Source organism: Ignavibacteriales bacterium (assembly GCA_016700155.1).
Lineage (GTDB): Bacteria > Bacteroidota > Ignavibacteria > Ignavibacteriales > Ignavibacteriaceae.
Genome location: CP065001.1, coordinates 3,316,181 through 3,331,789 on the forward strand (window position 1 = coordinate 3,316,181; position 15,609 = coordinate 3,331,789).

The following is a 15,609-nucleotide window of genomic DNA, read 5'->3' on the forward strand; positions in this document are numbered from 1 at the left end:
AAAAAAACTTTTACCTGTTTAGTGTGATTACAGGTTCAGGCAATGACTTACGATCCGCTTTTCCATTAGGAAGTACGGGTATATGATCGAGTTCAATAAAATTATTTGGGATCATATAGTCGGGAAGATATTTTTTTAAATAATTTTTCAATTCATCTGAATTAAAATCTTTTTTAGGAACAATGTAACCAACTATAAGAATAATATTTTCCGAATACTGTTTTACGATTACAACACAGTCTTTGATTTCAGGATATTCTCTAATGATTGATTCAATCTCTCCAAGTTCAATACGTAAGCCTCTAATTTTAACCTGATGATCTTCTCTTCCCAGATATTCAACATTCCCATCGGGGAGCCATCTGGCGATATCACCGGTACGATACATTTTTTCGCCAGGTAAAAATGGGTTAAGCACAAACCTTTCATTAGTTAGCATCTCATTATTAATATAACCTCTAGCCAGGCATACACCTGAAATGCAGAGTTCTCCGGATTCACCTGCAGGCATTAATTTATTTTCATTAATTATAAAGAACTGAGTATTATCAATCGGTTTTCCAATCGGTATTTTTTCAAATTTTTCATCAACCGGACAGTTATAATAACTCACATCAACTGTTGCTTCAGTAGGTCCATAAAGATTTATTAAAACTGCGCCCGTCTGTTTTCCCAATACACGATTAAATTTTTTTACATGACCCGGAGAAAGTGCTTCCCCGCTTGCGAAAACTTTTTTTAGTGACTTAAGTTTTTGCATATAAACTTCATCTTTACCATCAAGATATTCAAGAAAAACATTCAGCATAGAGGGGACAAAATGCATCGTGCTTATGTTATGCTTCTTTATTGTCTCTACAATAGCTAAAGGAATTTTTTCACCGCCCGGCATCAGAAAACAAAGTTTTGTTCCTGTTATCATCCACCAGAACAATTCCCACACAGAAACATCAAAATAAAAAGGGGTCTTTTGAAGTATTACATCATCACTATTAATAGTATATGTCTTCTGCATCCATGTTATTCTATTAATAAGTGATCTATGTTCAATCATCACTCCCTTTGGTCTTCCGGTTGATCCGGATGTATATATTACATATGCCAGGTCACCAGGCTTATTTATAACGGTTAACTTTTTTGAATCTTCATTATAAAAATTTGTGTTGCTAAGATTAATTAACGTTCCTGCAAAAGAAAATTTATTTTTTGTTTTATCCTGCACTAACAGTATTTGAGCATTACTGTCACTCAGCATATAGTTTATTCTTTCTTCAGGCAATTCAGGAGAAAGCGGCAGGTAGGCTGAGCCCGATTTCAATATGCCAAGTATTCCAACTATCATGTCGAAGGATCGCTCCACACAAATTCCGATTACTTTATCGCGACCGGCACCATTATTCCTAAGACTTCTTGCCAGTTGATTCGATAAAATATCAAGCTCTCCGAAACTCATTGTATTCTTTTCGAAAAGTGATTTTGAATGATCACAGATCACAGCGGTGTGATCATAATTAACCGCGGCATATTCTTCAAACAATTCATTGATAGTTATATCATCCCTGAACGGGCATATTGTATCATTGAATTTTTTCAAATTTTCCAATTCAGGATATTCAAGTATTAAATTTTGTTCGGACATATTCATTTTTTCAATAACAACATTTGGATCAGGTTCTTTTCTTTGCTTTTAAAATTTTTGCTGCTTTTTCAACGAATGTCTTTCCAAGCATGCGTTCGTGGATTTGTGTTGTGCCTTCAATGATTTCCATAATTTTTGAGTCACGATAGTACCGTGATACAGGTGAAGAAATATGACAACCATTCGCACCCTGAATTTGTACCGCGTCTGATGCAGCTTTTACTGCAGCGCGGGAAGTAAAATACTTTGCCATCTGAACTTTCTCATAAACATCAGGAGTTTTTTCGTCCTCCGCACGGCAGGCTGAATAACACAATAATGAAGCAGCCTGAAGATCAGTACCCATTCTTGCAATCAAAGTTCTTATCATTCCTTCATCGCCGACATTCTTACTCCCGATTTTTCTCTGGGATGCGTAAACAACACTTTCTTCAAAACAGGCTCTCAATAAACCCAGGGCAGAACATGAAGTACTTATTCTTCCATAATGTAATCCAATAGAAGCTACATGTGAAAGTGCAAAACCGGGTTTACCGACAATATCGGTCTCCGGTATTTCAACGTTGTTAAAATTAAGTTGAGCCATATGTGCAGCTCTGAAACCCATCATATTCTTAATCGGGTGTATGGTTAGTCCCGGTGTATCTTTAGTTAAAAGACAAGCAACGGATTTATCTTCGTCCTTTCCAAATACAAGGAAGAGATCAGCTTTCTCTCCATAGGATGTCCAGCGTTTAAATCCATTCAGTACGTATTTATCACCGCGTTTATTAATTGTTGTTTCGAGTGATTGAATCGCACTCCCTACATTGGGTTCCGTAAGTGAAAATGCCCCAATGATATTTCCCTTCGCGAGCGGTTCAAGCCATCTGGATTTTTGTGCTTGAGTTCCCCATTTAAGCAGCGTCATAGAAACCATCGCCTGAATTGTCAGTAAATCTGTGAGAGATGATATTCCTTTGCCGACTGCTTCGTTAAGAAGTCCGAATGTGACAAAGTCCCAGCCTTTACCGCCGTATTCAACCGGTATATTGCTGCCGAGGTAACCTGTGCTTGCAAGCAGTGAAATGAAATCATCAGGCATTTCTTCATCCTGATCCCATTTCGATGCTGATAATTCTACATTGATTTTTATGAATTCCTGAAATTCAATGTAGCGTAATCTCTGATCTTCTGTAAGTAAACTGATCATTACTCTTCTTTTAAGTTTAATTATTCTGTTTGCGTTCTACGAAAGCTGTAGTTGCGTTGATTGATTCAAAATTTTCCATCATAAGGTCATCCATTGTGACTTCAATGCTAAATGACTTTTCAAGAAATGTCATCAACTGTACAGCAAAGAGTGAATTAACTATTCCTGACTCAAATAAATTTACATCATCATTCAGATCTGAAACATTTATTGAATCAAAAATAAAATTACGGATCGTGTCTTTGATCGATTGTGTTGTTTCTATGTTCATAGTTCTTTTCGATTATTATAAAAAAAATACTTACTTATCCGTTGGGATAGTTATAAAAACCTTTTCCTGTTTTGCGCCCTAATTGTCCGGCATATACCATTTTCCTTAAAAGAGGACAGCATCTAAATTTGGGATCTTTGTAACTTTCATACAAAACATCGAGAGAATGCATTACAGTATCCAACCCGATAAGATCTGCTGTTTCAAGAGGTCCCATTGTATGTCCGAAACATTTTTTGAAAATATCATCTATGTCTTTTGCGGATGCAACCTGATCCTGGAATACGAAAGCGGCTTCATTCATAAACAGGTGAGATATCCTGTTGGAAACAAAACCGGGAAGATCATTTACTATGATTGAATTCTTTTTTAGTTGTACAAAAAGATCACTCAACTTTGAAAGAGTTTCTTCTGAAGTATGATATCCTTTTATAACCTCAACGGTTGGTTTTAAATGAACCGGATTCATTAAATGTATTCCGACAATTTTATCAGGGCGGTTTGTTACGCTTCCTACCCTGGTGATAGAAATGCAGGAAGTGTTACAACCAATACAAATATCTTGTGGTAAAAGCTTATCAAGTTCGCGATATACTTTTTCTTTAATACCCCAATCCTCGGTTACATTCTCAATGATAAATTCACAGCCATTCAGTGAGTTTATTTCAGTTGAAAATGTAATCTTTGCCAATGCTTCCTGCGGTGAGATTTTAGGAGAACCCTTTAACAGCAGCGGTGCAAATCTTATGTTCTTTAAAATTTCAGATTCAGCTTTTTTTAATTGTCCGGCTGAATTATCTACAACTACCGCATGTATATCGTGAATAACTAAATCAGTTACTGCGCCGATTCCGATATTCCCGGCACCAATAACCCCAACTTTATTAAACTTCATTGCTGTGACTTCTTATACTTTATGGATTTTTATTTAATCTTGTCAAGAATTGCGCCATATACGAGACGCGGGAGAATTTAATTTCAATTGAAAAAGGCTGCATCAAAATGCAAAGAATGTATGGTGGTTGCAAGTGGTTCTCATCTTTGGACAATATAATGTTACATCGTAACTATATGAAACAAAAATCCGATACAACTATTAATAAACTAATTCACCCGTTAACCTTTTCTTGGAATTCTTATATTCCTTCGCCTTGCCCCTCTGTCACTTCCATTTGTAATTGCATTATCTGTATGATTTTCTTCGTTAGTATTTTCATCCAATTTTTTTACAAGCAATTGAATCGTGGGGCATTCAAATATGGTGACGATTGATATATTCTTTTTAAGTTCTTTTTTAATCGATGCAACCAGTTGAACTGCTTTAAGTGATGTTCCGCCTAATTCAAAAAAGTTATCATCCATACTCAGATTTTTGCAGCTAAGCACTCGTTCCCATATTTCGATAACTTTTATTTCCAGTTCGGTTGAAGGTAGAAGTATTTTTGATTTCTTGTTTGAAAGATTTTCAGTTTTTAAGGTTTCAACTTTTTCAAAAATGTTTTTCGGATCAGTTAATTGGTCTGCAAGGAATTGAAATTTTCCTGAATAACCTTGCAACTTGTTGTTTGATTTTTCGATTCCAGCTTTAATCTTTGATGGTTCTTTCGTTTTTGATTCACTGAATTCTTTTTCAAGGTATTGCTGATACTGTAAATCAACCAGGTAACCCGTCGGGAAATTATACCTGGCTCCGTCCGGAATTTCGGTTCTAAACCGAGAAGCAATTTTGTTTATAAAGTCCAGGGCAGGTTTGTTCTTGGCTGTTGGATGGTAAGTAATTTCAATTTCTTCCAATCCTTTTTGCTGCGCTTTTCGTCCGAGTTCAGCAAGCATATTATATTCAACACCTCTGCCGAGTACTCTGCAGCTTAATAAAAATGTATCTGCAACAATTTTATTATGTTGATAGCTGTACAATAAAAGTCCGACCAATCCATAATCTCCAAAACGATCACTAACCTCAGCTTTTATAACTCCATTGTTTTCAGATTTCATGAATTCAGTGATCTCAGTTTCACTTCTTCTGATTGTTGTAAAGTTAAACTGATTTGTCCGATATGTAAGCTGAGAAACTCTCGGAATATGTTTCTCCTCCGGACTACTGATCTTAACATTTAATTCCAAGCCGTCAAGAAAATCTTTTAGTGTTAAAGAATTTGTTAAGTGCTTTTCTCTTGCGGAATTTTCCTTGTACATTTTAGTACGTTTTTTGTCTTCATCTGTAATTTTATGATGATCAAACGCCCATATATTATTTACAAATGGAATAATAAATTCCTCCTGTTGGGGTAATTGCAGTGTCAGCACTTCGGGATACGCTGACATTACTTCTGCACACTCAATTGGATTATCATCAATGAAGATAAAACTATCCAGGCCTAAACTGAGTTCATCAGCAAGTGATTTCAAGTTTGCGGATTTATTTTCCCAGTTAATTCTTGATGCAACAATATGTTCGCTCTTAAGTAACATATCTGTCCGGGAATTAAAAACATTCCATACATCATCTTCGATATTTTTACTGTTAATGCATAACAGCATCCCGCTCCGTACCTGCTCGACTAATTTCTTCTGCAGAAATTTGTGTGCTTCTGTTATTATAATTCCGTCGGCACCATCCTCTGCGCAAACACCTTTCCATAAAGTGTTATCGCAATCAACAACAATCACCTTATGAGCGGAGGAACGCTGCGTAAAAATATTTCTGAATAAAATAGTCCCGAGTGAAGTAAAATATTGCTGGGTGTAGGGAATATGACCGAGCTCATCACCGTGTGGGTCATAATAATTTTCCACTGGATATGCTGACTCAAGAAATTCCGAAGTTAGTATTTCCGCATCGGAAAATTCTTTTACTTTGCCTAAAAGTTTTTCTTCATGCTTTTTGTAGATACTGTTCAGCTTAATATCAGATTTGACATGATTAGAGAACGGAACTATCCCGATCAAAAGTGGTGTATTGTTTCTTAGAGAGAATGATTGAAGAGCCTTACAGAATTGGTCAATATTTTCGCTTAATTTTTTTTCAAATTCATATTCATACTTAGTATGAGATTGTTCACCGTTAATTGAACTTCTTTTTGCAAATACATTAAACAAACCTGAATTGTGAAGCAGTTGTTCTTCTTCCACTTCTATTGTATATCCGTTTGTCTTAAGAACTCTCTCAATTTCTTCAAGTATTTTTCTTGACTTATCGTGAATCTCAATTACAATTTGTTTTATTTTTTCCCAGTGTTCCGGTTTAATTCCATTTATAATATCCAGCTCACTTTTTTCAGCATCAATTTTAAGTAAATCAATTTTATCAATTTTGTTTTGCTCGATTATATCTGAAACGGACAGAAGGTTGCACTCATAATGCTTACTTTCGAGTCTGCTGCTTGTGATTTCTTCAACGTATTGATCAAGTTCATTTTTATCACTATCTGAAACTTCACGCAGCATATTTTTAACTACCGCCTGTATAGCTTCTTTGTCCTGATTTTCATCGGCATTGAAACTTGAGAACACAGATGAATTTTCATAAAACGTAAATGTTGCCGTTTTCTGTTTATCCGAAACCCCATAGTTAAATGGTTTTACATTCTTTCCATAGACTTTACTGTTCGCTTCCAACAATTGAAAGACTACGGGTGAAGGTTCAAATGAATATACAACAGGTTCTTTGCAATGTTGATTAACAAACAACGTGAACAAACCGATATTGGCACCGATATCAATTATAGTATCATAATCATTTATTGTAATCCCATGTTTTAAATAACATTTATCAAGAAATATTTCTTTATAGACATATTCCGTTTCATATTTATTTAAGTGAACTATTTCAACATGATTCGGGAGGGTAAATCTTTTTTTATCTTCGAAAAGTTTATCGACTTGTTCTTTTTCTAGATGTGATGTAAGTATATTTTCTTTCCGGCTCCAGTCTTCAAGACCAAGAAGGATTACGTTTTGACCGTTATCATTCGTCGACAACATGCTTTGAGGATGCAGCAATTCCTGGAACACCTGGTTATATGGAGCAAATTTTACTTTGTACTCTGTATTAAAGTATGAATTCCAGAATTTTATTGAATCTTCAACCGGGTCTGCAGTAAAGGTTGAGGATATTACAATATTATATTCATCACCCTTTATTTGTGAAGTTGAATCTGCTGACCGTTCAAGATATTTAAATTTTAAACCGGTTAATTTTATTAATGATTTGCCGGTCTCATCATAGACACTTAGCTCACCGCAGAATTCATTTTGATTAGCAGATTGATTAAGATCAAGCTTTGCCAAACAGTAAAATTCCGCAGGCAGTTCAAAATTGAAAACGTGAATCTCATCAACCGAGGTGAGAATAAATGTTCTTCCGCCAGAATCACTAAGTGATGAAAGCAGTTGTGCAACAGAATCAAGTTTGACCGGGTTGAGAATAAAATCATTTTCAGTCGGCGAGACTAGCCGGCTGAAATCAAGGTGTCCGAGAGCTATATTATCTTTAAACCAAATCTGACTAATATTGCGAAAGTCCTGCCCATATTGATTTCCGCTTTCATGGAGCTTTGAATAAAATTCTTTTGAGTCAATAACTTTATCAGCATTCTTTTTGAAAGCAGAGATATCAGGAACGGTTGCTTCGTGTAAAATATCTGAATCTATAATTTCTTCAAGCTCAACGGAAGTAGTTCGGCTATTTTCAATTTCTGAAGAAATACTTTTTTCATGAAACTCAACCCTGGCGGCTCCCTGCCCGGAAGATGATATATTAAAGTTTAATACTACATCCTCTTCTGACAGGATAATAAGATTTCCAAAGCTTATATTTTTCAGCCTGACTGGTCTCCACCCAAACCTTGTCTGATATATTACCAATGCGAGTTCTACAAAAACAGAGCCGGGAAGAACCACCATATCGCCAAAAATATGATCACGGCAATATTCGAGTGTGGAAAGGTTAAATGTGACTGAACCCGAATCACAATCTCTGGTTTTCAGAAAATTGCTGTCCAGAAGATTTGATGAAATAAACTGTTTAACCGAAAGGTCAGAAAACTTTGTTAATGCTTTAAGTTCTCCAATGGTATCATGGGGCAGAATTTTTTTATTGTTGTTCATTGATGGCGCAAGTATTTAGTACAGATATTATTCTTGTTTTAGCAATTGTCCTATTTCAAATATTGTTCCTGAAAATTTCAGAAGAACACAAGCGACTTGATTTAAAGATCATCGGTTTAGTAGTTAATTGTATTTTCAAGCTGACTCAGGAATTGAAAAATTCACTGTAAAACTTACGCACACCAGTAGGAGAAAATGTGCTTTTTCCCTTGATGTTATACCATGCGGTTTTGGTTATGAGTTGAATTCAACAGAAACTACTAAACTCAAGATCCAGTTACCGTTATAATTTACAATAAACATACCAGAATGTAAATTTTTGAGATTCTATTAAGAGCATCGATTCTTTAAGAATTTTATCCGCTTGAAAATCAATTTACGGTAATTCTTATTTTCGTTTTATCAGTTTGTATCTCTTTATGACACACTATTCCATTTTAGTGAGATTTAAATTCCGATTTGTCAAAACGTTTCTCAAAACTCTAAAAACCACCTATCATATTATATAATTGACTGATTGGAATTAAATATTCATTGGACTAATTTGAATTAACAATATTCGAAGTCCATTTTGATTTCTCAACTAAATATCACATCCATATCAGGGTTTATACATGATTAAAATACTACTGTCAATCGTTTTTATCCTTCTATTGAATAATGAGTCAATTCCTCAATCTTCGACTGAGCCCGATTCACTAAAAAATATTTCACTTTCAGGATTAAAATTCAGAAGCATTGGTCCCGCAATAACCGGGGGAAGAGTAATTGATATTGCTGTTAATCCTTCTAACCTTAGTGAATATTATGTCGCATCTGGGCACGGTTCATTGTGGAAAACTTCAAACAGGGGAATAACATTTTCTCCTGTGTTTGATGGAAACAAGTCATATTCAATCGGTTCAGTTGAGATCGATCCAACCAACACCAACATCGTTTGGGTTGGAACAGGTGAAAATAAAAATCAGAACAATGTTATTTACGGTGATGGTATTTATAAAAGTGAAGACGGCGGCAAAAGCTGGAAGAATATGGGAATCGAAAACAGTGAGCACGTAAGCGGAATTGCAATCGACCCAAACAACTCACAAATAGTTTATGCTGCAGCGATGGGTTCATTAAGAAATGCCGGCGGTGACAGGGGAATTTATAAAACCACTAATGGCGGAAAATCATGGGAACGCGTTTTATACATAAGCGAATACACAGGTTGTTATGAAGTTCATATGAATCCAAGATATTCAAACATACTTTACGCAACAACGCATCAACGGATGAGAAATTTATACACAGGTGTTTATGGCGGAAGTGAAAGTGGAATTTACAGAAGTATCGATTACGGAGTTACGTGGGAAAAACTTTCAAAAGGTTTACCATCAGAAGATGTTGGAAGAATAGGAATGTCGATCTCACCGGTTAATCCTGATGTTCTCTATGCTGTTGTACAAGCAACTGATAAAGATAAAGGCGTTTATAAAAGTATTGACCGCGGCGCAAGCTGGACCAAACAAAGCAGTTACATTTCATCTTATCCTTTTTATTTTCAGAAATTATATTGCGACCCGGTTGATGTTGACAGAGTTTATAGCGATGATGTCTTTATACAGGTTACAATTGATGGAGGAAAAACATGGAAAAATCTTGGAGATAATTTTAAACACGTTGACAATCATGCAATATGGATTGACCCGAATAATAACAAACACATTATCGCCGGGTGTGACGGAGGCGTTTATGAAACTTTTGATCAGGCAAAAAACTGGGACTTCAAATCAAACATTCCGATTGCAGAAATTTATAAAGTAACAACCGACAACGCTGAACCTTTTTATAATGTTTACATCGGAACGCAGGATAATAATAGTCTTGGCGGACCTTCACGTACAATCAGTTCAGCAGGAATATTAAACCAGGATTGGCTCTTCACAAATGCCGGTGATGGTTTTGAAACTCAGGTCGATTGGAAAAATCCGAATATCATTTACGCACAATCACAGAATGGCGGACTTGTTCGCTTTGATAAACTTAGCGGAGAAAATCTTTACATCAAACCACAGGACTTTGCCGATACTGCATATCGCTTTGATTGGGACGCCGCGCTTCTGATTTCAAGTCATGATAACAAACGACTATACTTCGGCGGCAACAAAGTTTTAAGAAGCGATGACCAGGGAAGTACGTGGATTGAAATAAGTCCCGATCTTACAAGAGGTGTTCCGCAGGAAATGCAAAAGCTGATGAACCAAAGCTGGAGTATGGATCAGTTAACGGCTAAATCATCAATGGCGCAAATAGTTACAATTGCTGAATCTGTTTTTGATGAAAACATTTTATTCGCCGGTTCAGGTGACGGACTTATTCATTATACAATTGATGGAGGTAAAACGTGGAATCGTTCTTCCGTTCCCGGATTACCTGAGTATGCTAGAGTTCATCACATCATTGCGTCACGGACAAATAAACTTGTTGCCTACGCTGCGTGTCATAATATGATCGGTGGGGATTACCAGCCGTACATTTATAAAACTACTGACGGCGGCAAGTCATGGTTTTTAATCAATAATAATCTTCCAAAGAAAGGAAGTACTTATTCAATTGCGGAAGATCACGTTGATGGAAATCTTCTTTTCATCGGGACGCAGTTTGGTGTTTACTTCTCCAATGACGGTGGCAGTGAGTGGATAAAGTTCAGCAATGGGATGCCTCCGGCAAGTGTAATGGATCTTGATATTCAACGAAGAGAAAATGACCTGGTAGTTTCAACTTTTGGAAGAGGCGTTTACATACTTGACGATTACACACCGCTTCGACATTTATCAAAAGAAACATTAAAGAAGGACGCGGAAATTTTTCCTGTGAAAGATGGATTGATGTTCGTTGAATCCAATCCTATGGGATTTAAAGGTGTTGGATTCCAGGGCGCAAGTTTTTATTCAGCACCGAATCCTGAAGTCGGGGTTGTGTTCACATATTATCTGAAAGATGAGTTCAAAACTTTAAAAGAAAAACGAAGGGAAGAAGAGAAAGAAAAAATTAAAAAAGGTGAAGACATAAAATATCCAAAGTACGATCAGCTTAAGGCTGAGCAGGAAGAACCTGAAGATTACCTTCTCTTTACAATTACCGATGAGCAGGGAACCACTGTCCGCAAAATAAAAACAGGCTCAAGCAAAGGTGTGAACAGGATCATTTGGGATTTCAGATACAATACATTCTCCCCTATTTCACTGGAAGCATTCGACAGTTCGGTCCCGTGGAATGAACCTGAAAAAGGTTATATGGTTGTTCCGGGAAAATATTTTGTATCGCTTTCAAAATTTGAAGACGGAAAATTTTCTGAGCTTGTTACGAAAAAGGAATTTATCTGTAAGACACTTAACAATAATTCAATTCCTGTTGAAGACAGAAAATCAATTGACGTGTTCAATAAAAAAGTTGCTGAATTAACACGAGCTATCTCAGGCACTGATGCATTCAGAAACGATCTTGTAAATAAAATTTCATACTTAAAGAAAGCTGTGTTTGAAACCGCGTCTGTTCCGGTTAGCTCCTATGAAAAAATTCTTTCAATTGAATCTGACCTGAGAGAATTAAACAAAAAACTTAATGGTGATAATCTCCGAAGTAAGTATGAAGGCGGAAGACCATCATCAGTCAAGGACAGAGTTGATCTTATCACTTACGCTTTGTGGAGTACAACAGCGGCACCGACAAATACTTTCATTAAATCGTATGATGCTGCGGTAGAAAGGTTTGATGAGATACATTCTTCGTTAAAGAGTATTGATGCAAGTATTAAACAAGTTGAAGCAGAGTTGGAAAAATCCGGCGCGCCATATACCCCAGGAAGATTACCGGAATGGAGGAGAAATTAATGCTGAGTGTTTAATGCTTAGTGTTAAATGGATGAAGTGAATATCGACTCCGCCACGGCGGACAAGTTATGAACAAGGAATAATGAATTGTGAATATGCGAGTTCTTTGTCACATTGAACTTGTCGAAATGTGACGGGAGAACTTAACCACTCCCACAGGGATGCCTTTGGCAAAAGGCACTAAGTACACTTAGAAGCACTAAGATATTTTAAAATGTCATATCGAATCCCTCAAAGCTATTTTGTTTTGGGGGTGAGATATCTCAGAATAGAAATAAAGGATACCTGTTTCCAGATAACGGATAATAAAAACAAATTGTTAAATCATTCTACCCATTCAGTCATTCAACCAATCATCCATTCGTACCTGCGTTACAACAAACCACTCACAGCAAACAACAAACAAAAGTATTGAGTTTGCATAAGTAATAACATAAGTTGCTATTGAATTTATGCAGCCCCAGTTAACAAATCAGAAAAATCCCGGGGCAGAGCTTTGAGGCAGTTGTACAGGTTAGGCTTGTATGTGGAAAGCGGTTCGGGAAAAAATTTAATCATTGTTGATAATATTTTTATGCTTTATGATTACTTGAATATGCTAAGATTTATCTCTACTGAATGTAATTTGTTGTTTGTAAAAATCTACGACTAAAAACTTATCAAATTTAAGTATCTTGGGTTAGAAAATTCAAATAGGTCGAAAGTGAATTCTAAGCACTTAATAATAAATGGTGATTCAAGAATGATGAAAGAACTAAATGATGATTCTGTTCATTTAGTAATCACATCTCCTCCATATTGGCAATTAAAGGATTATGGAACTGATGATCAAATCGGATTTAATGACAGTTATGAGAGCTATATAAACAATCTTAATCTTGTATGGAAAGAGTCTTATCGTGTTCTTCATAGTGGATGTCGTCTATGTATTAATATTGGCGACCAGTTTGCCCGTTCCGTTTATTATGGCAGATACAAAATAATTCCTATAAGAACTGAAATAATAAAATTCTGTGAGACAATAGGTTTTGATTATATGGGGGCAATTATTTGGCAAAAAGTTACAACTACTAATACAACAGGTGGAGCAACCATTATGGGCTCATTTCCTTATCCCCGTAATGGAATTTTAAAATTAGATTATGAGTTTATACTTGTCTTTAAAAAAATAGGTACTCCCCCAAAAGTATCTAAAGAAAACAAAGAACTCTCCAAATTAACTACTGAAGAATGGAATACATACTTTCAGGGGCATTGGAATTTTGGTGGTGTAAAACAAGATAGTCATATTGCAATGTTTCCTGAAGAACTTCCTAAACGACTTATCAAAATGTTTTCTTTTGTCGGAGATACAATTCTTGATCCATTTCTTGGAAGTGGAACTACATCTTTAGCAGCAAAAAATCTAAATAGAAATTCTGTTGGTTATGAAATAAACTCTGAGTTTATCTCTAATATCAAGGATAAACTATCAGTTAATGAGAACAAAATATTTGAAGAACATTCTTATGAGATTATCCGTCAAGAAAAACTTCAAATAGATTTTAAAAAAGAAATTGAAAATCAGTCATACATATTCAAAGACCCGCATAAACTTGATAAAAAAATTGATGTTAAGAAACTTCAGTTTGGTTCAAAGCTAGATAATAATGGAAGTAAAAGAGAAGAATACTTCTCCGTAAAAGAAATAATTAGTCCGGAATTACTAAAACTCAGTAATGATTTGATCGTAAGGTTAATAGGCGTAAAAGAAAATGTTGAAGTAAATGGAAAAGCAAAGGAATTTCTTATAGATAAAACAAGAGGACAAAAAGTATATTTAAAATATGATGAACAAAAATATGATGACAAAGGGTATTTATTTTGTTATCTCTATTTACAAAATAAAACTTTTCTCAACGCTCATCTTATTAAAAATGGGCTTACCAAAGTAGATCTATCATACCAATTTAAATTTAAATCGAAGTTCATATCACTTATAAAGGAGAACAAGGATGCCACTACCAACAATTCGCCAGTTAGTTAGATTCCTACCACGAGGCAGCAACAATCCAATTACAGCAAGAGAAATTGCTGAACATTTTAATGTTTCAGATGAAGGGGTTGAAGTTCCAATCCGAGCAGTAATTCGCACAGCAATTGAAGAAGGCGAATTGATAGGAAGCAATACTAATGGATTCTTTAGGATAACTACTCAAGATGAATATGATAGCTATTTAGAATCATTGCGTAGAAGACAAAGAGGAATCGGTGCACGTATTAGGAACCTACAAAACAACTGGGAAAATAGATAATATGGCTAAAGAATGGATTCTAAATAGTGTGCTGAATCGTTTCCAACTTAACTTTAAACGAAATGTTGGTCCTACTTCGGAATCTATTAGAAAATGCGCGCCTAAAACCGTTGAAGAATGGGAAGAATACTATTTTAAGAATGTCAAAAGTAAAGAGCATATAACAGAACTTGGTAAAAGGCTTTATGTAAAAATAACAGAAGTAGTTCAGGCAGAACTTGATGATATTACTGAACAAGATTGTATTGAATATATGATCAACCTTGTAATTAGTCGTACATTTGAGGGGTATATGACTGAAATAGAAACAATTTATGGGCAGCTTGAAAAGGAATTAGAAATTAAAATTGAACCAGCACCTGATGATTGGGATAGACTATTCAACGTTGATTTTTTTATTAAGATAAATGAAAAATATATTGGTCTCCAAATAAAACCTGTTAGTGAGGGTATCCAGCTTCCGGAGATTTTCAAAGAAAGAGCTATTCAAGAACAGACACATTTAAAATTTACTGAAGTATTTGGAGGAAAAGTTTTTTATGTCTTTTCAACAAAAATTAATGGTAAAAAGGATATTGTTAATAAAGAAATTATTGATGAAATCAAAAATGAGGTCGTAAGACTAAAAAAATCATAAAATGCATATAACCTCCTTCATAAGTAAAAAGTCAAGGTAGCAGAAAAGAACGAAATATGCTCTCCCCCCTCCAACAAAAACTGCTGACGAGTTACAAATCAGATATGATTTCATTTCTAAGATCTCACCCTGAATTATTTAATGAGGCGGTTGAGTTATCGGTTTCAGATAATCAGCCGTTTGCATGGCGTGCCGCGCAGTTGTTGTGGAGTTGTATGGATGAGGATGACAGCAGGATAAGGAAATATATTCCTGAAATAGTTTCCAGCATTAAATCAAAAAATGACGGGCATCAAATGCAATTACTAAAAATACTTTTTATGATGAAGCTTTCAGGAAAGGATGAAGTTAAAGTATTTGATGTATGTATAAATGTCTGGGAGGATATAAATAAAATTCCATCCGTAAGATTTAACGCGCTTAAGTTCATAATCAAAATTGCAAAAAAACATCCCGATCTTTTAAGAGAAGTATCTGCCTTGACACAGGATCATTATATAAACACACTTTCGCACGGCGCAAAAAACTCTGTGATGAAAATGATTAAGGGATTGAATCTCAATTAACTAGTTGCAAGCGTAATATAATTGAA

10 protein-coding genes are annotated in these 15,609 nt (G+C 35.4%); 5 read left to right on the plus strand and 5 right to left on the minus strand.

The window, feature by feature from the left end:
* Positions 1-10: 10 nt before the first annotated feature.
* From IPM56_13955 to IPM56_13975, 5 genes are all read right to left on the minus strand, one after another.
* A complete protein-coding gene (locus IPM56_13955; GenBank protein ID QQS35341.1) occupies positions 11-1,639 on the minus strand; it encodes an amino acid adenylation domain-containing protein in 1,629 nt (542 codons plus the stop codon).
* Positions 1,640-1,667: 28 nt separating this feature from the next.
* Complete coding sequence (locus tag IPM56_13960) at positions 1,668-2,831, minus strand: acyl-CoA dehydrogenase family protein (protein QQS35342.1); 1,164 nt, start codon at positions 2,829-2,831, stop codon at positions 1,668-1,670.
* A gap of 16 nt (positions 2,832-2,847) precedes the next feature.
* Positions 2,848-3,102, minus strand: coding sequence for an acyl carrier protein (locus tag IPM56_13965; protein ID QQS35343.1), 255 nt, complete (start codon positions 3,100-3,102; stop codon positions 2,848-2,850).
* A gap of 34 nt (positions 3,103-3,136) precedes the next feature.
* Positions 3,137-3,997, minus strand: a complete 861-nt coding sequence (locus IPM56_13970; GenBank protein QQS35344.1) for a 3-hydroxyacyl-CoA dehydrogenase family protein — start codon at positions 3,995-3,997, stop codon at positions 3,137-3,139.
* Between the two features lie 221 nt (positions 3,998-4,218).
* Positions 4,219-8,211, minus strand: a complete 3,993-nt coding sequence (locus IPM56_13975) for an FkbM family methyltransferase (protein ID QQS35345.1) — start codon at positions 8,209-8,211, stop codon at positions 4,219-4,221.
* A 614-nt stretch (positions 8,212-8,825) separates the two neighbouring features.
* Between IPM56_13975 and IPM56_13980 the strand changes: the two genes are divergently transcribed.
* The 5 genes from IPM56_13980 to IPM56_14000 all read left to right on the plus strand — a co-directional run bounded on the left by IPM56_13980 (position 8,826) and on the right by IPM56_14000 (position 15,583).
* On the plus strand, positions 8,826-12,086 hold the full coding sequence (locus IPM56_13980; GenBank protein QQS35346.1) for a glycosyl hydrolase: 3,261 nt from the start codon (positions 8,826-8,828) through the stop codon (positions 12,084-12,086).
* A 745-nt stretch (positions 12,087-12,831) separates the two neighbouring features.
* A complete protein-coding gene (locus IPM56_13985) occupies positions 12,832-14,112 on the plus strand; it encodes a thermonuclease family protein (GenBank protein QQS38316.1) in 1,281 nt (426 codons plus the stop codon).
* Positions 14,081-14,380, plus strand: coding sequence for a hypothetical protein (locus IPM56_13990; GenBank protein ID QQS35347.1), 300 nt, complete (start codon positions 14,081-14,083; stop codon positions 14,378-14,380). Before IPM56_13985 ends, IPM56_13990 begins: the two co-directional genes overlap by 32 nt.
* 1 nt (position 14,381) lies before the next feature.
* Complete coding sequence (locus IPM56_13995; GenBank protein QQS38317.1) at positions 14,382-15,017, plus strand: MjaI family restriction endonuclease; 636 nt, start codon at positions 14,382-14,384, stop codon at positions 15,015-15,017.
* Between the two features lie 56 nt (positions 15,018-15,073).
* Entirely contained in the window at positions 15,074-15,583 is a 510-nt protein-coding gene (locus IPM56_14000) for a hypothetical protein (protein QQS35348.1), read from the plus strand.
* Positions 15,584-15,609 lie beyond the last annotated feature (26 nt).